Source organism: Parahoeflea alexandrii (assembly GCF_027214025.1).
Lineage (GTDB): Bacteria > Pseudomonadota > Alphaproteobacteria > Rhizobiales > Rhizobiaceae > Hoeflea > Hoeflea alexandrii_A.
In genome coordinates, this window is the sequence record NZ_JAPWHB010000006.1 from 223651 (window position 1) to 243336 (window position 19686).

Genomic DNA, 19686 nt, shown 5'->3' on the forward strand with positions numbered 1-19686 from the left:
ACAGGAAAGACAGGAAAATGAGAGAAGCAGTCATCGTCAGCACCGCGCGCACCGGGATCGGCAAGGCCTATCGCGGCAGCCTCAACGCCATCAAGTCGCCGACGCTTGCCGGGCATGTCCTCGGGCACGCGATAATACGCGCCGGGATCGATGCCGGCGAGATCGAGGATTTCGTGCTCGGCACAGTGCTGGGCGCGGGCACTGCAGGCATGAATCTGGCGCGCAACGCGGTGTTCGCGGCGGGAGCGCCGTCGACCGTCTCCGGCCAGACCATGGACTGGCCATGCGCTGATCGAAGGCCGCCGCCGCGGCGCGAAATACGTGGTGGTGACCATGTGCATCGGCGGCGGCATGGGCGCGGCCGGGCTGTTCGAGGTTCACTGATGGGCAAGTGGAACCCCATGAGGCAAGGAGACTGGATGTGATGGAACTGGGCAATCGAACCGCGATCGTCACCGGCGCCGGCAGGGGGCTGGGCAGAAGCCACGCGCTGGCGCTCGCCCGGCTTGGCGCCCGCGTCGTCGTCAATGACATGAGCGCGGAGAATGCGACCAGCGTCGCCCAAGAGATCGAGGTTGTGGGTGGCAAGGCGCTGGCATTCGGCGGCTCGGTCACGGACCCGGCGCGCATGGGCGAAATGGTCGCCGCCGCGACGAAGGTCTTCGGCAGCGTCGACATCCTGGTCAACAATGCCGGCATCCTGCGTGACAAGACCTTCGCCAAGATGGATCTCGATGATTTCCGTCTTGTCGTAGAGACCCACCTCATGGGCTCGGTGATCTGCACCAAGGCCGTCTGGGACATCATGCGCGACCAGGGCTACGGCCGTATCGTCATGACGACGTCCTCATCCGGCCTTTACGGCAATTTCGGCCAGTCGAATTACAGCGCGGCGAAGATGGCGCTGGTAGGCCTGATGCAGACGCTGGCAATCGAGGGCCGCAAGTACGACATCCGGGTCAATTGCCTGGCGCCGACGGCGGCGACGCAGATGACGGAAGGCGTGCTGTCGCCCGATGCGATGCGGGATCTCTCGCCGGATTTCGTCTCGGAGGGGTTGCTGGCGCTGGTCGGCGCCGACGCGCCGACGCGGGCGATCCTGTGCGCCGGCGCCGGGCATTTCGCGCGGGCCAACATTACCCTGACCAAGGGCATTCATATCGGCAGCGGCGAGGGGGCCGCCCACCGGGTCGTGGATGCCTGGGAGAGGATCGGCGACCGGACCGGGGAAACGGTCCCGGAGAACTGTTTCGCGCAGTCCGAACAAGAGCTTGCCGGCGCGGGGGAGAATGCCCCGGCGGCCGGGGCGAAGCCATAGCCGGCCGTGTGGCCGGTTTGAAGGGCGGAAACGCCAAGTTGAAGGCAGCGGATGATCCGCTGTCGTGATCGGGAGGAAGATCATGAAGAAGCATCTGTTTTCGACAGCCATCGCGTTGTCGCTACTGGGAGCAACCGCGATGCACGCGGTGGCCGAGGACACTTTCAAGATCGGTTATGTCGATCCGCTCTCGGGCGGTGGCGCGGCCGCCGGCCAGATCGGTCTCAATCAGCTCAAATACATCGCCGACGAGATCAACGGCAAAGGCGGGGTGCTCGGCAAGCAAGTCGAGATCATTCCCTACGACAACAAGCTCGATCCTCAGGTCAGCCTGCTGCAGGTACAGAAGGCCATCGACCAGGGCGTGCGCGTCATCGTGCAGGGCAACGGCTCCTCCGTGGCAGCGGCTGTCGAGAGTTTCGTGACCAAGTTCAACTCGCGCAATCCCGGCAAGGAGGTGGTGCATATCAACCACGCCGCCATCGACCCGTCGCTGACCAACGACAATTGCAGCTACTGGCACTTCGCCTTCGACGCCAATGTCAACATCAAGGTCGAGGCGATGACCAACTTCATGAAGGCCAACGACGCCATCAAGAAGGTCTACCTGATCAGCCAGGACTACTCGTTCGGCCATTCGGTGGCAGATGCGGCCGCCAAGAAGCTCGGCGCGGAAGGGTCGGGCATCGAGGTTGTGGGCAACGAGTTCGTACCGCTGCAGAAAGTGACTGATTTCTCGCCCTACATCGCCAAGATCCAGGCGTCCGGGGCGGACTCGGTGATGACCGCCAACTGGGGCAATGATCTCCAATTGCTGATCAAGGCCGCCGGCGACGCCGGGCTTGGCGTCAACTGGTATACCTTCTACGCGGGCCTCGCCGGCACGCCGACCGCGATCAAGCAGGCGGGACTGGAAGACAAGGTTTTCCAGATCACCGAAGGTGTGAACAACATCGACTACCAGCCGATGCAGGAGAAGGTGAAGGACTACATCTCCAAGCACAAGGATGCGCCGATCTACTATCCGCGCCTGTTCAACGCGATGGGCATGGTCTTCAAGGCGGTCGAGGAAGCCAACTCCGAGGATCCGGTCAAGTTCGTGCCCAAGCTTGAAGGCATGCGCTACGCCGACTTCATCGACGGCAAGGAAGGCTTCATGCGCAAGGACGACCACCAGTACTTCCAGACGATGTATATTTCCGGTCTCGGCGCGCTCGGCGCCAACCAGCCCTTCGACGAGGAAGGCACGGGCTGGGGCTGGAAGGTGGCGGCGACGGTTCCCGTCGACGAAACCATCGTTCCGACGACCTGCGACATGGAACGGCCGAACTGACAGACGGCTACAAGACGGCGCCGGGGTCATCCGGCGCCGTCCCTCGCTATCGGTGTTTGACCCGCATAAACTCAATCATGCGGGAAGGGGGAGACCTTCATGCTCGAGATCGTTCTCATTTCTAGTCTCAACGGCGTCCTGTTCGGGATGCTGCTGTTTCTCATGGCCAGCGGCCTGACGGTCATCTTCTCGATGATGGGCGTTCTCAATTTCGCCCATGCCAGCTTCTACATGCTTGGCGCCTTTTTCGGCTTCGAGATCAGCCGCCATGTCGGGTTCTGGCCGGGTCTGGTGGTGGCGCCGGTTCTGGTCGGGATGATCGGCATGCTGGTCGAGCGCTACGGGCTGCGCACCGTGCACAAGCACGGCCACGTTGCCGAACTGCTGTTCACCTTCGGGCTGACCTTCATCATCCAGGAGCTGGTGCAGATGATCTGGGGCAAGCTGGCGGTCGACTACCGGGTGCCGCCGATCCTGGACTTTCCCGCCTTCACGATCTTCTCGACGGAATATCCCGCCTACAAGATTTTTGAATTGCTGACGGCGATCGCGATCTTCCTGGCGTTGCTGCTCGTCATCAAGCGCACTCGCATCGGCCTCGTCGTCCAGGCCTCGCTGAGCCATCCCGAGATGGTGGGCATGCTCGGGCACAATGTCGACCGCGTCTTCATGCTGGTCTTCGGCGTCGGCGCCGGGCTGGCGGCGGTCGCAGGCGTGATCGCCGGACCCGCGCTGGTCACGCAGTCCAACATGGCGCACTCGCTCGGGCCGATCCTGTTCGTGGTCGTCGTGGTAGGCGGGCTCGGGTCGCTTGGCGGCGCCTTTATCGCCTCGTTGCTGATCGGGCTTTTGCAGACCTTCGCCGTCGCCTCCAATGCCTCGCTGGCCGATGCCTTCGGCGAGCTGACCGGCACCGGCCCGCTTGCGGCCTACCTGGGCGACATCTGGAACGTCACGGTGGCGCAGCTGTCCGCCGTCATGCCTTACCTGCTGCTGGTGCTGATCCTGATCTTCAGGCCGCGTGGACTGATGGGGACCCGGGAAACATGAGCGACATGACACATACACGCCCTGCCGGGCCGCCTTCGGGTGGCGGCGGCTTCGTTGCGACCTACGGCGTCTGGATCCTCGCCGCCATCGTGCTTGCGCTGCTGCCGCAGGTGTTCAGTTCGGGGCTCCTGATCTCCACCATGTGCCTGATGGGGATCATGATCATCTTTGCGCTGTCCTACAACATGCTGCTCGGCCAGACCGGACTGTTGTCGTTCGGGCACGCGGTGTTCTTCGGTCTCGGCGGTTACCTGACGGCGCATGCCATGAATGCTGCACGGGCCGCGCATGCGCCGCTGCCGCTCGAAGTCTTCCCGCTCGCGGGTGGCGCGACAGGCCTGGTCTTCGGGCTTATCTTCGGCGCGGTGGCGACGCGGCGCTCGGGCACCGCCTTCGCGATGATCACGCTGGGCATCGGCGAACTGGTCTCGTCGAGCGCGCTGTTGCTGCACCACGTCTTCGGCGGCGAGGAGGGCATCTCTCTCGACCGCACCCGGGCGCTGCACCTGTTCGGCGTGACGTTCGGCCCGCAGGAACAGGTCTATTACCTGATCGCCGGATGGGGCTTTATCTCGGCGGCGGCGATGTACGCGATCACCCGCACGCCATTCGGGCGCATCTGCAACGCGGTGCGCGACAACCCCGACCGTGCGAGCTTCATCGGCTACGATACCACGACCGTCCGCTTCATTGCGTTTGCCATGGCCGGGCTGTTCGCGGGAATAGCCGGCGGACTGGTTGCGCTCAATTTCGAGATCGTGACGTCGTCGGCCATGGGTGCCGCGCAATCGGGCACAGTCGTGCTGATGACCTTCATCGGCGGGGTAGGCAATTTCGCCGGCCCGATCATCGGCGCGATTCTGGTCACCTATCTGCAGGTGATGCTCAGCGACATCACCGGGGCCTGGCAGCTTTATTTCGGCCTGCTGTTCATCGGCATGGTGATGTTTGCGCCGACCGGCATCGCCGGCCTGCTGGCAATGCAGGCGCCGCTGGTGCGGGCAGGGCAGTTCCACCGCGTGCTGCCCTGGTATGTGCTGGCGCTGGCGCCGGGTCTGGTCGCGCTGGCCGGCCTCAGCCTGGTGATCGAGATGTGCTTTCAGCTGACGGTCAACGCGCCGGAAGGCCCGCAAATGTCGCTGGCCGGCATTGCATTCAACGCGACGTCGCCGGTTCCGTGGCTCGTCGCCGGGGTGCTGATGATTGCCGGTTTCTGGGGTTTCAGGATCGCGGGGCGCAGGGCGCTTGACGCCTATGGCTCCGCGCTGGAGGCGATCCGCTCGCCAAGGAGTGCACAATGACTACGCCCGCGTTCGAACTGACTGGGCTTCGCAAGAGTTTTGGCCCCCTGGAGATCATCAAGGGCGTCGACCTGGCGGTTCCCGCCGGGGAGCGGCATGCCATCATCGGGCCGAACGGCGCCGGGAAATCGACGCTGTTCCATCTGATCAGCGGCCGCTACCGCCCCAACGCCGGCAGTATCCGGATGCGCGGCGAGGAGATCGCCGGCATGGCGCCACAGCTGATCAACCGCCGCGGCCTGTCGCGCAGCTTCCAGATCACCAACGTCTTCCCGAAACTGAGCGTCTGGGAGAACGTGCGGTGCGCGACGCTGTGGGCGCTTGGATACCGTTACGCCTTCTGGCTCGGCATCGAGCGCCTTGCCGATGTCCGCGACCGCACCGAGCAGATCCTCAGGGAGATCAACCTGCTCGACCGCTGGCAAATGCCGGCCGGCATGCTGAGCTATGCCGAGCAGCGGGCTCTGGAGATCGGGCTGACGATCGCCGGCAATGCCGACATCCTGCTTCTCGATGAGCCGACGGCGGGGATGAGCCGCGCCGAAACCGATCACATGGTGGATCTGATCCGGCGGGTGACCGAGGGCCGGACGCTGGTGATGATCGAGCATGACATGGGCGTCGTCTTCGACCTCGCCGACCGCATCACGGTGCTGGTCTATGGCGAGGTCATCGCCTCCGATACGCCGGAGCGGGTCAAGGCCAGCGCCGCGGTGCAACAGGCTTATCTTGGCGAGGAGGCGGAATGATGCTGACGGTACGCGATCTTCACGCCTATTACGGCAAGAGCCACATCCTGCATGGCGTCAACCTGACGGTCGGCGACAACGAAATCGTCTCCATTCTCGGACGCAATGGCGTCGGACGCTCGACCACGCTCAAGGCGATCATGGGCGATCCGGCACCTCAGGGCGAGGTCGTCTTCAGGGACCGGCCGATCGCCGGGCTGAAGCCGCACGCCATCGCCCGGACGGGGATCGGCTACGTGCCCGAGGAACGGACGATCTTTCCGTCGCTGACGGTTGAGCAGAACCTGCTCCTGGGCCTGAAGCCGGGTCAGAAGACCGGGCGCTGGAGCATCGAGGAGACCTGGCGGCTGTTTCCGCAATTGCGCGAGCGGGCAGATGCGCCCGGCGGGGCGCTATCGGGCGGCGAGCAGCAGATGCTGACCATCTGCCGGACCCTGATGGGCGATCCCGACCTGATCATGATCGACGAACCCACCGAAGGCCTGGCGCCGCAGATGGTCGCGCGGATCGGCGAGCTGCTGCAGGAAATCGCCAGGCGCGGCATCTCGATCCTGCTCGTCGAGCAAAGGCTGATGATCGCGATGCGGGTGTCGCACCGGGTCTATGTCATGGGACATGGGCAGATGGTCTTCGAGGGAACGCCGGATGAATTGCTGGCCAATGAGAAGATCAGGCAGGAGTGGCTGGAGGTTTAGGGGCGAGGTTCAATCAAGCCCACCAGTTGAAGATGGCGGCAATCTAGAGCAATTCCAGCGAAAGTGGGAACCGGTTTCGCGTCCGGAATTGCGTGAAAACAATAAGATATAGCCCTTTCGGGGGCTCCGTTTTCACCGGAAACGCTCCAGGCCGTGAACCCATAAGCAGGGCTCACAGGTTTCAGCGGCATGATTCAACCTCCGGGCCGGAGGTATTGATGAGCCGTTATGGTCTGACCGAATTCGAATGGCGTGTGATCGCACCGCTTCTCCCCAACAAACCTCGCGGTGTGCCGCGTGTAGATGACCGGCGCGTGCTGAACGGCATCTTCTGGGTGTTGCGTTCCGGGGCGCCATGACGCAACCTGACGGAGCGCTATGAGTCGCACACAACCTGCTGCAGCCGCATCCGGCGCTGGACCAAGGCTGGCGTCTGGGACCGGATCATGGATGCGGTTACAGAGGCTTACGATGACGGCGTGCGGATGAGCGATGGCACCTCCGTGCGTGTCCATCATGCTGCAGCGACTTTAAAAACCACCCGGGGATCGATGTCTTGGACGAAGCTTGGGTGGTCTTGCTACAAGAATTCATGCTCTGACCGACGGCGACGGCCTGCCGGTAAAGCTCACCATCACACCAGGCCAGACCCATAATATCCAGGCCGCGACCCGGATTGCTTGAGGGTATCAGCAAGGGTTGGATGGTGCTCGCCGACAAGGCCGATGATGCCGGCTGGCTGAGCGATCTGGTTTCCAGACAAGGCGGCTGGGCAAACATCCCGCCGAAATCCAACCGCGCAAGCCCGATCCGTTTCTCGCCATGGCTCTGCAAGCGGCGCAATCTGACTGAGCGGTTCTTCAACAAACTCCACCCTTTGTGGGCTTTTGCTCAGTCTGAACAAACGGCTGCTGTCGGGAAGAATGCTGTTGATCGCGAACGACGGACTTGGGGACGCATTGCCGCCTTGTCGGTTTGGGGCCGATTGTTGTCCGGCAGGTTCCAGCTTGCCGTTCAACTGAAGCGGACGTTCGTCAGTAGTCCGCCGCACGGCGCAAGCAGCCAATACAACACTCAACTGCACTGACATGCCAGGCTGAGGAAGCACCCAAGGCCAATCGATGTGTACAATGGCGAGTGGCCGCACTCATCATCCGGTCGCTAACGCCGACAGAGTTTGTATCAGTCTTCGCACGACGACGGATATCGGCACCAAGCAATATGGGTTGCTCCGCGTCACCGCCCGCCTGTCAGGAAAAACCCACGCCGGTAACGAATTCCCAGCCGGATAGAACTTGGGGCTAAGCTCTGAAAGCTTGGAAGTTAATCCTTATGGCATGCGGGCGCGATCCAGGTCTGCGCCCATGCGGGCAGACAGACGGGTGGCAATCCGCCGGATATTGGCGATGATCTCCTCGCGTTCGCTCTGGGTCACCTCCTCCGCCAGCAGGCTGACGGCGACGCCGGCGATAGGCATATTGCGTGAATCCAGCACAGAAGCGCCGAAGCAGATGATCCCCTCCGCGACCTCCTGGTTGTCGATAGAGTAGCCGCGCTGACGGGTGTCGTGCAGCTGCTTTAGGAGGTCATCGACAGTTCCCACGGAATGGGGCGTCCTCGGCTGCGGCAGCCCTTTTGAATAGAGCCGCTTGACCTCGAAGTCGCTCAAGTAACTGAGGAACGATTTGCCCGTTGCGGTGAAGGCGGCGGGCAGACGCATGCCGGCGCGGAAGTCGATGAGAGAGTGGCTGACTTCCGAATTTCGGGCAGCGATGTAGACGACTTCACCGCCATCCAGGACCGTGAGGGTGATCGTGGCCCCCGGCATGCCGGTTTCCTTGTCCCAAAGCGATGCGAATTCTGTTGCAACGTCCGATTGTTGCGCGAATGCATTTGACCAACGCATCAGGTGCGGGCCGAGTTGGTAGGTCTGGTCCGGTCTGCGGATCAAGAGGTCGAGTTCGACGAGTGTGCGGCACAAAGTATGGACCGAACTCTTCGCAATTCCGAGTTCCCGGGCCAGATCGGACAGGCCCGGATAGGTTTTTGTTCGTGCGACGTAATCGAGGATGCGTGTCGCTCTTTCAACCGCAGGTACAAGTTTCGAACCGGACGGCTTCGCTTGAGTATCGGGATCGGCCAGCTTTTTCAAAAATCACCTTGACAGTCTGGAGCTCACATAGATACGGTTTCACATACTGAATTGCGTTCAGCATATAGAACACCTGCCAGAAAACTGAATTGGTTTCAAGGCTGAGACTCAAGCGAAACGCAGTTCTCCGAATAACATGTGGCTTGGGAGGAGACGCATGGTTATGAGTGTGAGGGACTGGGCCGTCAGGTTCAGCGAAGCCTCTGATCGTGACCCGACGATTGGCGCCATGGCCCGCTATTTCACGTGCACCTATCTGTGGGACATGGGGCTGGCGAAGGTCATCGTCCGCATGGTCGACGGCAAGGTCCACGAGATCAACATCGATCCGGGCCCGATGGACTCCTACGACTTCGCATTGCGGGCGAGCCCCGAGACGTGGCGCGAATTCGCGCGCCCCGTTCCGGAGCCGATGTATCACGGAATCTGGTCGGCGAGCTTCCGCCGCGACCTCAAGCTCGAGGGCAACCACCTCGTGCTGATGCAGAATCTCCGAAATTTCACCGTCCAGTTTGAACTGCTTCGCAAGGTCGGCGTGCCGGTCTGATCCGGCGCGTTTGAATGTTCGGCGTCGATGAGGCGCCCCCGCAAATGTCACGGAGTTCCCCATGGCCAAGCATTCGCCGGTAATCGGGCGTTATGTCACCATCGAAGTCGATGGCTACGAGTACAAGGTCTTCTATCTGCGCAACGGCGAGGGCATTCCGCTGGTCTGCCAGCACACCGCAGGCTGCCATAACCATCAGTGGCGCGATTTGCTCGAGGATCCGGAAATCACTGCCAATTACGACGTGATCGCCTATGACCTTGCCCGCCACGGCAAGTCCGACCCGCCGCTCAACAAGGAATGGTGGAAGGAAGAGTACCGGCTGACCGCCGAGCATTACATGAACTTCATCAATGCTTTCTGCGAAGCGCTCGAGCTCGACGATCCGATCTTCATGGGATCCTCCTTCGGCGGCAATGTCGCGCTGCAGCTGGCGCTGCACTATCCGGACCGCTACCGCGCCGTGATTCCGGTGGAAGCCGCCGAGCATGCACCCGGTTTCTTTCTCGACTGGTGGCGTCATCCCCATGCCAATGCGGCCCAGGTCTGCGCCTCAGGCGTCTGGGATTTGATGGCGCCGCAGAGCCCGGACAAGGATCGCTGGCTGACCTGGCACTACTACACGCAAGGTTCGGAAGTGTTCAAAGGCGACCTCTATTTCTATTCTGTCGACCACGATCTGCGCGGCAAGCTCGGCAACATCGATACCAGCCGCTGCCCTGTCATCATGATGACCGGTACCTACGACTACCTGACGCCGCCGGAAGCGACCGAGGCAACCGCCCGGCAGATACCGGGCGGCATCTACATCGAAATGGAGGACATCGGCCACTTCCCGATGTCCGAAAACTATCCGCTCTTCGCCGTCTATCTGAAGGAAGCCCTCCGTCTCATCGACGAACGGACATGACGCTTGCCGACGGGATGCGGGAAATGGGAACCGGGGATATTTGAATGAAGATCATCGAATTCGACGACAAGGGACAACGCGTTGAATCGGACTCGAAATCGGTCCGCTCCGATTCGGGTACCAGCAGCCTGGCGCAGCGCCCCCGGTTCTCGATGGCCCGCGAGGAGCCGGTGCGCCGCAAGCGCGGCAACTCCTCCGGTATCGAGCTTCACATGTTCCAGACCGGAACGCTGAGAACCAAGCTCAAATACATCAAGATGAACCAGGGCGAGAGCGACTTCGAGATCCCGGTGCCGTGGTTCCTGATCAAACATCCCGCCGGGAACGTGGTGATCGACGGCGGCAACGCCGTGGAAGCCGCCATCGACAAGCGCGGTCATTGGGGAGCGGTCGTCGATGCCTATGATCCGGTGATGCAGGTTTCTGAGAACTGTGTCGACCAGCTCAAGTCGGTGGGGGTCGACCCGCATTCCGTGCGCTATGTTCTGCAGTCGCATCTGCATCTCGATCATACCGGCGCCATCGGCCATTTCCCGAAGGCGCAGATCATCTGTCAGCGCGCCGAATACGAATATGCCTTCAAGCCGCACTGGTTCTCCGCCGGCGCCTATATCCGCGCCGACTTCGACCGGCCGGGGCTCGACTGGAAGTTCCTCGGTGGCGAGTACACCGACAATTACGATCTCTTCGGCGACGGCGTCATCCGGATGATCTTCACGCCGGGCCATGCGCCGGGGCACCAGTCCTTCCTTGTCACGCTGCCGCGCACGGGCCCGGTGCTCCTGACCATCGATGCCGCATATACAATCGATCACTGGGAGAACAAGGCTCTGCCGGGACTCGTCCATTCGTCGGCTGATGCCGCCAATTCGGTCGCCAAGCTGCGACGCATTGCCAGCGACACCAACGCCATGGTCGTGACCGGTCACGATCCGGTCAACTGGGAGACCTTCCGCAAGGCTCCCGGCGATTTCTACGACTGACCGGTCCCCGGGGGACCGCGAGAAGGGGAGGAAAGGCGAATGTGGGAGGAACGGGCGCCGGCAACATTGCGACGCCCCGCGGCGACAAGCCGCTTGAAGGTTGAATTTCCATCGAGAGGAGACAGGAAATGAAGTATCTTAAATCAATGGCACTGGCCGCGGGCATGATTGCCTTCGGCGCGATCGCCGCCCAGGCCGAAGGCGTGGACGAGATCAATCCGGACGTCGCCAAGCGTCTCTACAATCCCGAAATGCTCGATCCGTCACAGCCGGTCGGGCCGAGCCCCTTGCGCGACTTCAAGGCGAAGAACCCGCCGCCGTGGAAGATCGGCTATGCGTCGTCCTATGCCGGCAACACCTGGCGCGCCAACGCCATGGATCCGCTGCAGAACGAGATCATTCCCAAGTGGAAGGAACTCGGCCTGATCAGCGAGGTCATCGTCACGCAGTCGAACCTCAACGATTCGACGCAGATCCAGCAGATGCGCCAGCTTGTCGATCAGGGCGTTGACGCGATCTTCGTGTGCTGCTCGAACCCGACGGCGCTGAACCAGACGGTCCAGTACGCCTATGACAAGGGTGTCCCGGTCTTCTCGATGACCGGTTACCTCACGGCGCCGACCGCGGTGAACTCCTCGGTCAACTATCAGGTGGCCGGCTTCGAAATCGGCAAGCGCATGGCCGAGGAACTTGGCGGCGAAGGCAATGTTCTCGTTGTCGAGGGCATTCCCGGCACGTCCGGTTCGGACAGCCAGGATCGTGGCGTGAAGGCCGGTCTGGCCACAGCACCCGGCATCAAGATTGTCGGCTCGATCGCTGGTATGTGGACCGACCAGGTGGCTCAGGGCGAAGTGCAGAAGTGGCTTGCCACTCACCCTGGCAAGCTCGACGGCATCGTCGTCCAGTCGGCGGCCGAAATGGGCGTGCTGCGTGCGCTCAAGCAGTCCGGCCGTGAAGGCGTCAAGGTTGCCGTTGGCGGCGAGCTGGGTGCGCTCTGCACCTGGCGCAAGAACCCGGACCTGATCTCGGCCGCCGTCCAGACCTGGCCGCCCGCCGACGACATCAACCTGATCTGGCGCATCATGATGCGTACGCTTCAGGGCCAGGGTCCCAAGGTGCAGTCGGTTCTCGTCGATCCGGTGGTCATCACCTATGACGATCTGAAGGACATCGTCCCCGAGGATTGCGATGAGAACGCCCAGAACTGGTACAATGTCGGCCAGGAGAAGTGGGGCTCGACGGAGTACCTCAACCAGTTCTTCGTCAACCCGGCAGACCCGACCCAGTACAAGCGGTAATCCCCCCAAGGAAACTGCTCCGGGCCGCTCACGGGTGGCCCGGAGACACCCTTCAACACAATATCTTGCCAGGATCCGAGCCGAGAATGTCGACCGCAACCGCAGAAAATTCACAGACAGCGCAGGGTCGCGAGACGATCATCGTGCGCAATGTGAAGAAGTTCTTCGGGCCGACCCGGGCGCTCGATGGCGTGAACTTCACCGCGCGCGCCGGCGAGATCCACGCGGTTGTCGGCGGAAACGGGTGCGGCAAGAGCACCATGGCCAAGGTGGTATCAGGCATCCTGCCGGTTGACGGCGGAACGGTCTCCATCCTCGGCGAAACCCCCTCGACGCCCGCGGAAAGCAAGGCCATCGGCATTTCCACGGTCTATCAGGAAGTCCTCGTCGCCGACGAGAGCACCGTGGTCGACAACATTTTCATGGGCTCTGACGCCCTGTTTTCCAAATCCATGTCGCAGGAGCACAAGGTCGTCCGTGCCGCGGAACTGATGCGGGAACTGGCCGGAGAACCGGTCGATCCCTTTGCCATCGCCGGCACGCTGCCGCTCGGCCTCAAGCAGTGGATCACGATCGCCCGTGCGCTGGTCAGCGATCCGCGCATTCTCATCCTCGACGAAAGCTCCGCCGCGCTCGACTTCGATTCCACCGAGCGGCTGTTTGCCAAGATGCGCAGCCTGCGCGATCAGGGCACGACCATCCTGATTGTTACCCACCGCATCGCCGAACTGATCAGGATCTCCGACCGCGCCACGGTGTTGCGCGACGGCCGCGACGTCGGCGTGCTGGAGAAGGAACAGATCACCGAGAAGAACCTCCTGGCGCTGATGACCGGCGACGAGAATGCCGGAAAGTCACACAGCAACGAGGCGCCGCAGCCGCGTGACGGCAGCATCGCCCTGCGCGGCGAGAAGGTGACGGTGTGGGCGGATACCGAGCCGTTCGACTTCGAAATCCGGCGCGGCGAGATCGTCGGCATCGCCGGTCTCGATGGCCAGGGACAGGATGCCTTCGTCCGCGCCGTTGCCGGTGTCGAACCGGCCAGATCCGGGCTGATCCAGGTGACGGACCGCCACGGAGAATATCACGCAGTGCGCAATCTTGCCGACGCGGTGGAAGGCAAGATTTCCTATGTCTCCGGCGACCGGAAGCGCGAGGGCATCTTCGCCTCGATGTCGATCTTCGAGAACATGGTCATGCCGCTCTATCGCGAAAAGAAGCGCGCCGGCATCCTCTCGATCATCGACTGGCCGACGCTCGGGACCATTTTCAAGCGCGAGGCTGACAATCTTCTCATCAAGTTCGGCATGCGCGAGGACCGCATCACCTCGCTGTCGGGCGGCAACCAGCAGAAAGTGCTGATTGGCCGCGGTTTCGCGATGCGGCCCGACGTCATCGTTCTCAACGATCCCGCGCGCGGCATCGACGTCGGCGCCAAGACCGAACTCTACAAGCATCTGCGGACATTTGCCGGCGAGGGCAAGTCGGTGGTCTACATGTCCTCTGAACTCGAGGAATTCATCGGCTTTGCCACCCGGGTGATCGTCTTCCGCGACGGCAAGCCCTTCGATGCCTTCGACGGCCGCTCGCTCGATCCGAAACGGGTGCTGGAAGCCATGTTCGGCCAGACCGACGGCAGCGGGCTGGAAAGCGCCTGGGGGCTGAAGCCCGTTACCGGCACTTCCTCCGCGCAAGGCGAGCCGCGCGGCGCCAGAACCGAAAGCGATGGCGTCAAGGTTGCCGTCGAGGTGCCGAAAGACATCCGCGAGGCAATGGAGCGGCGCAACCGCGCGGCCGCTATCGCTCGTGCGACAGACGTCGCGGAGACCGAACGGCCTGTTGCCGCTCACCGGAAGGACTCGCGGCCCGCGGTGCCGTCGATGCCGAAATCGATCCGCATTGTGGAGTTCGACCGTGAAAAGGGCGAGGCGCGGGAGATCGGGCAGGGGGGCGGCGGACGATGAGCGATGCAGCCACCAATGCCGGTCTCGATACCGCCCGCCCGGGACAGGGCGGTCGTGCGAACCCGTTCCTTCTCGTTCCGATCACGCTGTTCTTCCTGCTGCTCGGGCTCGCCGTCCTGCGCTCGCCCAGCCTGATGTCGAGCGCCGGCATCGGCAGCGCCATCATCGTGGCGACGCCGCTGATCCTCGCCACCTACGCGCTGATGGCTTCGGTGATGTCCGGCCGCGGCACGGTGGATCTCTCGATCGGTCCGCTGATTGGGTTCATCAACGTGACGCTGATCCAGCTCCATGGCGCCGGCATCCTCACCAATCCGATCGCCATTTTCGCCTATGCGATCCTCATCGGCGCTCTCTACCAGTTCCTGTTCTCGCTGATCGTGATCTATGTCCGCGTGCAGCCGATCATCGTCTCGCTGTCGGGCTACCTGGCCTTGTCGGGGATGAATCTTGTCATCCTGCCGCGGCCGGGCGGCGTGGCGCCGCAGTTCATGGCCGACTGGGGCCTTGGAACCTCGATCTTCTCGCCGGTCTTCGCCATTCTGGTAATCGCTTCCATTGCCTGGTTGCTGTTCACCCGGACCGCCTTCTACACGCATCTCCGCCTGATGGGATCGGACGAGCGCGCGGCCTACACCAGCGGCGTGCCGATCTATATCGTGCGCACCGGTGCGCATCTGATTTCGGGTGCTTTCGCCGGACTGGCGGCGATTACCTTCACTGCACTGATCTCGTCGGGGGACCCTTCGCAGGGCACGACCTACACATTGATCGCGGTTACCGCGCTGGTTCTCGGTGGAGCCTCGCTTGCCGGTGGACGCGGCGGCGTGTTCGGCTCCTTCCTGGGAGCGAGCAACCTCTACCTGATCACCTTCGTGCTGGCGACGTTCAACTTCGGCGCGGTGCAGAGTTTTGTGACCAATCTCGCCTACGGTTCGATCCTGGTGATCTCGCTGTTGCTGACGCTGATCATCCCCTTCATCCAGCGCCACATCCACAACTTCTCGCCGGTTCTTTACTTTGTCGTTCTTGGCGCGGTTGCGATGGGCGTGATCCTGCACGCCACCAATGACCGCGACCCGCGGGCGCGTTCGGTACCGGCGGAGGAAGTGGTCGTGATGCAGCCGCTCGAACCGATCGCGTCCGAAACACTCTATGTCGCACCACTCGAAGTGGGTGTTGCCGATGCTGCGGATCGGCAATTGAGCGCCGAGGCCGGCCCGCTGGTGCTTTCGGCGCTGCTGCTGATCGTGATTGCGGTCTTCGTCCGCGTCGCTGTCAGCCAGTCCGACCGCAAGACGATTGCGCCGGCCGTGGTCGTGGTCATCGCGGCGCTGGTGCTTCTCGGCGCCTATCTGATGCGCGCCCAGGGTCCGCTCGCGCCCGCAGCAGTCAGCAGTCCAAGCGATACGGAGGAGAGCCAGTGACCATGCTCGCCGAACCGCCGAAACTTGGATTGCCTGCCACGATCATCGGACTTGCCGTCGGGGTCATTCTTACCGCCATCGGTGTTGTCTTCGGCTTCCTCCAGGGGCTTTCGATCCAGCTGATCATCCTCTCGGCAATTGCCACACTTGCCGCCTTCGTCTGGGGATGGCGCTTTGTGCTTGGCCAGTTCGTGTCGGACACGCCGGCGCGGGCGGAAGGCGAGATCGGCGAAGGCCGGAAGACCTGGCAGCAGTTCCGTCCGGCAATCTACGGGCTGATCGCGATCCTGGCGCTGTTCCTGGTTCTGTCGCTGACAATTGAGGGGTTCTTCAACGTCTGGAACATCGTCTCGTTGCTGATCATCCTGACCATCATCGTTCTCACCCGGACGCTTGGCCGACACTTTCAGGAAAACCGGTCGGCCTTCATCGGCATCATGGTTCTGTGCGGCTTGTTCTCGATCGGCTCGATGAACATTGAAGGTTTTGCCTCGGCCAACAACATCAAGTCCATGCTGCTGTTTGCGGCCTTCCTCGGGATAGCTTCCGTCGGACAGACGCTGGTGGCGCTGCTCGGCGGGCTTGACCTGTCGATCCCCTTCATTATCGGCGCCGCCAATGTCGGGCTTCTCTATCTCATCAGCCTTGGCGTACCGCCCTGGCTTGCCACCCTCATCGTGCTCGGCATCGGCGCCCTGCTTGGCGTGATCAACGGTTTGCTGAGTTACCGGCTGCAGGGACAGGCGCTGATCGTCACGTTGGGGACGGGGTTTGCCATCTCCGGCGGGGTGCAGATCGTCACTTCAATCGGCACCGCCTATGGCGGCAATGTCTTCGGAACGGTGCCGGACTGGCTGTCCAATCTGGCTGCCATGAACGGCTCGACCTTTGGCCTGCCGGTTCCGCCGGTGATCGTCATCTGGGGTCTGATCGTCATCGTGCTGATCGCTGGCATGCGGTTGACGGTCTATGGACGTTATCTTTACGCGCTCGGGGTCAACCGGACCTCGGCCAAGCGGGTTATGATCTCCGAGCTCACCTATTGGGTGATGATGTACGCGATCTCCGGGTTTTTCGCGGCGTTGACCGGCAGTCTGCTGCTCGGCTGGTCTGGCGGAGGTTTCATCGGAGTTGGTGACCAGTACCTCTTTCTTACGCTGGCGGCTGTCGTGGTCGGCGGGACATCGCTTCTGGGCGGTCAGGGCGGCTACGGGTTTACCGTCATCGGCGTCTTGGTGCTGCAGGTCCTGTCCTCCTTTCTCATCGGCATCGGCCTCGATTTCGAATGGCAACAATTCATTTTCGGTCTGCTGATCCTGCCCATGGTGGCGCTGTATGCGCGCTCGCCGCACATCAGGACGCAAATCTAGAAAGGTCAGACATGAACGGCTTGGGTTTCTTCAGGTTCAATATCGACGGCGGGAGAGAGTAGCATGGCGGTGTTCCAAACAGCTGATCTGACAGCGGCGAGCTATTCCACAGCCCTGCTGGGACTGGTTGCGACAAGCGTGCTGCTTCTGCTTGGCACAAGTTGGGTGAAAAACGGCTGGAAACTGCCGGTGACACTCTGCGCGCTGGCTGCCCTTGTCGGTGTCGGCGCGGTCTATGAGGCGCGCGAGGCCTGGGCAGTCAAACAGTCGGTTCCGGTGGTCTATCATTATGTCGGCTGGGCGATCTCTATGCCATTGCAGGTGCTGGCGCTGTTCTTCTTCGCCAGCCTGTTCGGCAAGCTCGGCATGGGGCTGTTCTGGCGGCTCGTCGTGGTGTCGATCCTGATGGTCTTTGTCCGGTATCTTGGCGAGGCGGGCTTCATGCATGCGACACTCGCCTTCCTGATCGGGCTCGTCTTCTGGCTCTACATTCTCGGTGAACTGTTCTTCGGCCAGATGGACGAGGCGGTGCGCGGCTCGCTCAACGAACCGGTTCAGCACGGCTATTTCTGGCTTCGGCTGATCGTCACCATCGGCTGGGCGATCTATCCTTTGGGCAACTTCATCACCTCATTCGGCGGCTATGTCGACGACGGGGCCCTGTCGGTTGCCTACAATATTGCAGATTTTCTCAACCGGATGGCATTCGGCGTCGCGGTGCTCGCGACCGCCATGCTCGACAGCGAGGCAAAGCGGCATGACTGACCTGCGTTGCCTCCCGGCGGCCTTGCCGACAATCCGAACCAACGAATTCAAAAGTAAGGGAACATTCCAATGAAGGGTGCAGATTTCATTGCCATCATCATTCTGGCGGCGATCGTCATCGCCGTCTGCGCCTATCTGTTGCATTGGCTCTATCGCCGTTCGACGAAGGACATCTCCTTCGTGCGCACAGGCTTTGGTGGCGAGAAGGTGGTCATGGGCGGCGGCGCCTTTGTGTTGCCGATCCTGCATGACATCACCGAGGTGAACATGAATACCCTGCGGCTGGAGATCCTCCGGGCCCGGGAAAAATCCCTGATTACCAAGGACCGGATGCGTGTCGAGTTGACCGTCGAGTTTTATGTCCGGGTTCAGCCCAATGATGAAGCGGTGGCGACAGCCGCCCGGTCGCTCGGCAACCGCACCATGCATGCCGAGCAGCTCAAGGATCTCATCCAGGGCCGGTTTGTCGACGCGATGGGCGGTGCGGCTGCAACGATGACCCTGGAGCAAATCCACGAACACCGTCAGGATTTCGTCAAGGAAGTCCGCAAGGAGGTGGCGGACAGTCTGGCGCTCGATGGCCTTGAGCTTGAATCGGTGTCGCTGACATCGCTGGATCAGACCGACATTTCGCTGTTCAACCCATCCAACACCTTCGATGCGGAGGGTCTGACGATCCTCACGGAACAGATCGAGAGCCGCAAGAAAAAACGCAACGACATCGAAAAGGACACGATGATTGCGGTACGGGTGAAAAACCTGGAAGCCGAAAAGCGCTCGCTCGAGATCCAGCGCGATACCGAATATGCGAAGTTGTCGCACGAGGCGGAAGTCGCCATCCAGCGTGCCCAGCGCAAGGCCGAGATCGCCAATGAGAACGCCACACGCGAACGCGAGATCGAGATCATCAAGCTGAAAGAGCGTGAATCCGTCGAGCGCGCGCGCATCGAGATGGAGCAGGAGATCGAGCGCATCGACATCAAGCGCAAGGAAGCCCTGCAGATCGAAGAGCAGATCCGCGAGATCGCCGTAGCCGGAAAATCGAAGGAGCGTTCGGAAGCCCAGGCTGTCGCCGAGGGCGCCCGCGCCAAGATGATCGAGGCGCAGGAGAAGGTCCAGACCATCCGCGACACCGAGATCGCCACACGCCAGAAGGCCATCGAGTTGCTCGAAGCCCAGAAGGTCGCAGAGGCCGAGGGGGCGCGCACCCGGATCCTGGCAGAGGCCGAGAAGGACGCGGCGCAGGATCGCGCCGATGCCGACAGGATAGCGGTTGCGGCTCTGGCTGAACGTTACAAGGTCGAGGCCGAGGGCAAGCAAAAGCTCAACGAGGCCGAGAACATCCGCTCCGACGCCAGCCGTCGCAGCGGTCTGCACAAGGCGCTGGTCGAGAACCTGCCGGCAATCATCCGCGAAAGCGTCAAGCCGATGGAGAAGATCGAAGGCATCAAGATCCTGCATGTCGACGGCATGCCGGGATTCTCCGGCGGTGGCTTCTCGTCAGGTCCGGGCGGCGATGGCGACGGGGCAGGCCCACGGGATGGAAACCTGGCCGACCAGGTGGTTTCTTCGGCGCTGAGGTACCGTTCGCAGGCACCTTTCGTTGACCAGCTTCTTGGCGAGATCGGCATGAGCGCGGACAATGTGCATCGCACACACACGCTCCAGGATCTCTCCAAGATCGTCTACAGCGAACCGAACGCTCCGGACACGAAACCCGCCAAGGGCACGTCTGCGGGCAAAGGTAAGTCGGCCGGCAAATCACCGGCGGAATAACAAGCAACCGGACAACGGGGCGCAGCATGCCCTGTTGTCTTGAACCGG

Annotated in this window: 16 protein-coding genes and 2 pseudogenes; 17 read left to right on the forward strand and 1 reads right to left on the reverse strand. The window is 62.0% G+C overall.

The window, feature by feature from the left end:
- Window positions 1-17: 17 nt before the first annotated feature.
- The 8 genes and pseudogenes from O4H62_RS20255 to O4H62_RS20290 all read left to right on the forward strand — a co-directional run.
- Window positions 18-384 (forward strand): annotated as a pseudogene (locus O4H62_RS20255) (hypothetical protein).
- A gap of 40 nt (window positions 385-424) precedes the next feature.
- The gene (locus O4H62_RS20260; RefSeq protein WP_269390606.1) at window positions 425-1318 is read left to right on the forward strand and encodes an SDR family NAD(P)-dependent oxidoreductase; all 894 of its coding nucleotides are present in this window, start codon (window positions 425-427) and stop codon (window positions 1316-1318) included.
- A gap of 82 nt (window positions 1319-1400) precedes the next feature.
- A complete protein-coding gene (locus tag O4H62_RS20265) occupies window positions 1401-2651 on the forward strand; it encodes a branched-chain amino acid ABC transporter substrate-binding protein (RefSeq protein ID WP_269390607.1) in 1251 nt (416 codons plus the stop codon).
- Between the two features lie 99 nt (window positions 2652-2750).
- Entirely contained in the window at window positions 2751-3701 is a 951-nt protein-coding gene (locus O4H62_RS20270; protein ID WP_269390608.1) for a branched-chain amino acid ABC transporter permease, read from the forward strand.
- A gap of 5 nt (window positions 3702-3706) precedes the next feature.
- Window positions 3707-5002, forward strand: coding sequence for a branched-chain amino acid ABC transporter permease (locus O4H62_RS20275; protein WP_331284476.1), 1296 nt, complete (start codon window positions 3707-3709; stop codon window positions 5000-5002).
- Window positions 4999-5751: an ABC transporter ATP-binding protein gene (locus O4H62_RS20280; RefSeq protein WP_269390611.1), complete on the forward strand. Its 753-nt coding sequence runs from the start codon at window positions 4999-5001 to the stop codon at window positions 5749-5751. Before O4H62_RS20275 ends, O4H62_RS20280 begins: the two co-directional genes overlap by 4 nt.
- Entirely contained in the window at window positions 5751-6446 is a 696-nt protein-coding gene (locus tag O4H62_RS20285; protein WP_269390914.1) for an ABC transporter ATP-binding protein, read from the forward strand. The genes O4H62_RS20280 and O4H62_RS20285 overlap by 1 nt, the downstream gene beginning before the upstream one ends.
- A 218-nt stretch (window positions 6447-6664) precedes the next feature.
- Window positions 6665-7317, forward strand: a pseudogene (locus O4H62_RS20290) (IS5 family transposase); the annotation flags it as partial.
- 459 nt (window positions 7318-7776) lie between these two features.
- On the opposite strand, the gene O4H62_RS20295 reads toward O4H62_RS20290, so the two are convergent.
- A complete protein-coding gene (locus O4H62_RS20295; protein WP_269390613.1) occupies window positions 7777-8598 on the reverse strand; it encodes an IclR family transcriptional regulator in 822 nt (273 codons plus the stop codon).
- Window positions 8599-8755: 157 nt separating this feature from the next.
- Between O4H62_RS20295 and O4H62_RS20300 the strand changes: the two genes are divergently transcribed.
- The 9 genes from O4H62_RS20300 to O4H62_RS20340 all read left to right on the forward strand — a co-directional run bounded on the left by O4H62_RS20300 (window position 8756) and on the right by O4H62_RS20340 (window position 19638).
- Entirely contained in the window at window positions 8756-9145 is a 390-nt protein-coding gene (locus O4H62_RS20300) for a hypothetical protein (protein ID WP_269390614.1), read from the forward strand.
- Between the two features lie 61 nt (window positions 9146-9206).
- The gene (locus O4H62_RS20305) at window positions 9207-10055 is read left to right on the forward strand and encodes an alpha/beta fold hydrolase (protein ID WP_269390615.1); all 849 of its coding nucleotides are present in this window, start codon (window positions 9207-9209) and stop codon (window positions 10053-10055) included.
- A 152-nt stretch (window positions 10056-10207) separates the two neighbouring features.
- The gene (attM, locus tag O4H62_RS20310; protein WP_430538494.1) at window positions 10208-11038 is read left to right on the forward strand and encodes an AttM family quorum-quenching N-acyl homoserine lactonase; all 831 of its coding nucleotides are present in this window, start codon (window positions 10208-10210) and stop codon (window positions 11036-11038) included.
- A 128-nt stretch (window positions 11039-11166) separates the two neighbouring features.
- Entirely contained in the window at window positions 11167-12336 is a 1170-nt protein-coding gene (locus O4H62_RS20315; protein WP_269390618.1) for an ABC transporter substrate-binding protein, read from the forward strand.
- A gap of 86 nt (window positions 12337-12422) precedes the next feature.
- A complete protein-coding gene (locus O4H62_RS20320; protein ID WP_269390620.1) occupies window positions 12423-14300 on the forward strand; it encodes a sugar ABC transporter ATP-binding protein in 1878 nt (625 codons plus the stop codon).
- Window positions 14297-15727: an ABC transporter permease gene (locus O4H62_RS20325; protein ID WP_269390621.1), complete on the forward strand. Its 1431-nt coding sequence runs from the start codon at window positions 14297-14299 to the stop codon at window positions 15725-15727. Before O4H62_RS20320 ends, O4H62_RS20325 begins: the two co-directional genes overlap by 4 nt.
- 2 nt (window positions 15728-15729) lie before the next feature.
- Complete coding sequence (locus O4H62_RS20330) at window positions 15730-17097, forward strand: ABC transporter permease (RefSeq protein WP_269390916.1); 1368 nt, start codon at window positions 15730-15732, stop codon at window positions 17095-17097.
- Between the two features lie 63 nt (window positions 17098-17160).
- Window positions 17161-17862 carry a bacteriorhodopsin gene (locus O4H62_RS20335; protein WP_269390622.1) on the forward strand — a complete coding sequence of 234 codons (702 nt, stop codon included), beginning with the start codon at window positions 17161-17163 and terminating at the stop codon, window positions 17860-17862.
- A gap of 69 nt (window positions 17863-17931) precedes the next feature.
- Window positions 17932-19638 (forward strand): flotillin family protein, encoded by a 1707-nt coding sequence (locus O4H62_RS20340; RefSeq protein WP_269390623.1) that lies wholly within the window; start codon window positions 17932-17934, stop codon window positions 19636-19638.
- Window positions 19639-19686 lie beyond the last annotated feature (48 nt).

Bases quoted from the DNA above. Each gene is read 5' to 3' on its own strand.
- O4H62_RS20280 (WP_269390611.1), top strand. From the start codon at position 4,999: ATGACTACGCCCGCGTTCGAACTGACTGGGCTTCGCAAGAGTTTTGGC.
- O4H62_RS20285 (WP_269390914.1), top strand. From the start codon at position 5,751: ATGCTGACGGTACGCGATCTTCACGCCTATTACGGCAAGAGCCACATC.
- O4H62_RS20325 (WP_269390621.1), top strand. From the start codon at position 14,297: ATGAGCGATGCAGCCACCAATGCCGGTCTCGATACCGCCCGCCCGGGA.
- O4H62_RS20265 (WP_269390607.1), top strand. From the start codon at position 1,401: ATGAAGAAGCATCTGTTTTCGACAGCCATCGCGTTGTCGCTACTGGGA.
- O4H62_RS20300 (WP_269390614.1), top strand. From the start codon at position 8,756: ATGGTTATGAGTGTGAGGGACTGGGCCGTCAGGTTCAGCGAAGCCTCT.
- O4H62_RS20305 (WP_269390615.1), top strand. From the start codon at position 9,207: ATGGCCAAGCATTCGCCGGTAATCGGGCGTTATGTCACCATCGAAGTC.
- O4H62_RS20270 (WP_269390608.1), top strand. From the start codon at position 2,751: ATGCTCGAGATCGTTCTCATTTCTAGTCTCAACGGCGTCCTGTTCGGG.
- O4H62_RS20335 (WP_269390622.1), top strand. From the start codon at position 17,161: ATGGCGGTGTTCCAAACAGCTGATCTGACAGCGGCGAGCTATTCCACA.
- O4H62_RS20330 (WP_269390916.1), top strand. From the start codon at position 15,730: ATGCTCGCCGAACCGCCGAAACTTGGATTGCCTGCCACGATCATCGGA.
- O4H62_RS20275 (WP_331284476.1), top strand. From the start codon at position 3,707: ATGACACATACACGCCCTGCCGGGCCGCCTTCGGGTGGCGGCGGCTTC.
- O4H62_RS20260 (WP_269390606.1), top strand. From the start codon at position 425: ATGGAACTGGGCAATCGAACCGCGATCGTCACCGGCGCCGGCAGGGGG.
- O4H62_RS20320 (WP_269390620.1), top strand. From the start codon at position 12,423: ATGTCGACCGCAACCGCAGAAAATTCACAGACAGCGCAGGGTCGCGAG.
- O4H62_RS20315 (WP_269390618.1), top strand. From the start codon at position 11,167: ATGAAGTATCTTAAATCAATGGCACTGGCCGCGGGCATGATTGCCTTC.
- O4H62_RS20340 (WP_269390623.1), top strand. From the start codon at position 17,932: ATGAAGGGTGCAGATTTCATTGCCATCATCATTCTGGCGGCGATCGTC.
- attM (WP_430538494.1), top strand. From the start codon at position 10,208: ATGGCCCGCGAGGAGCCGGTGCGCCGCAAGCGCGGCAACTCCTCCGGT.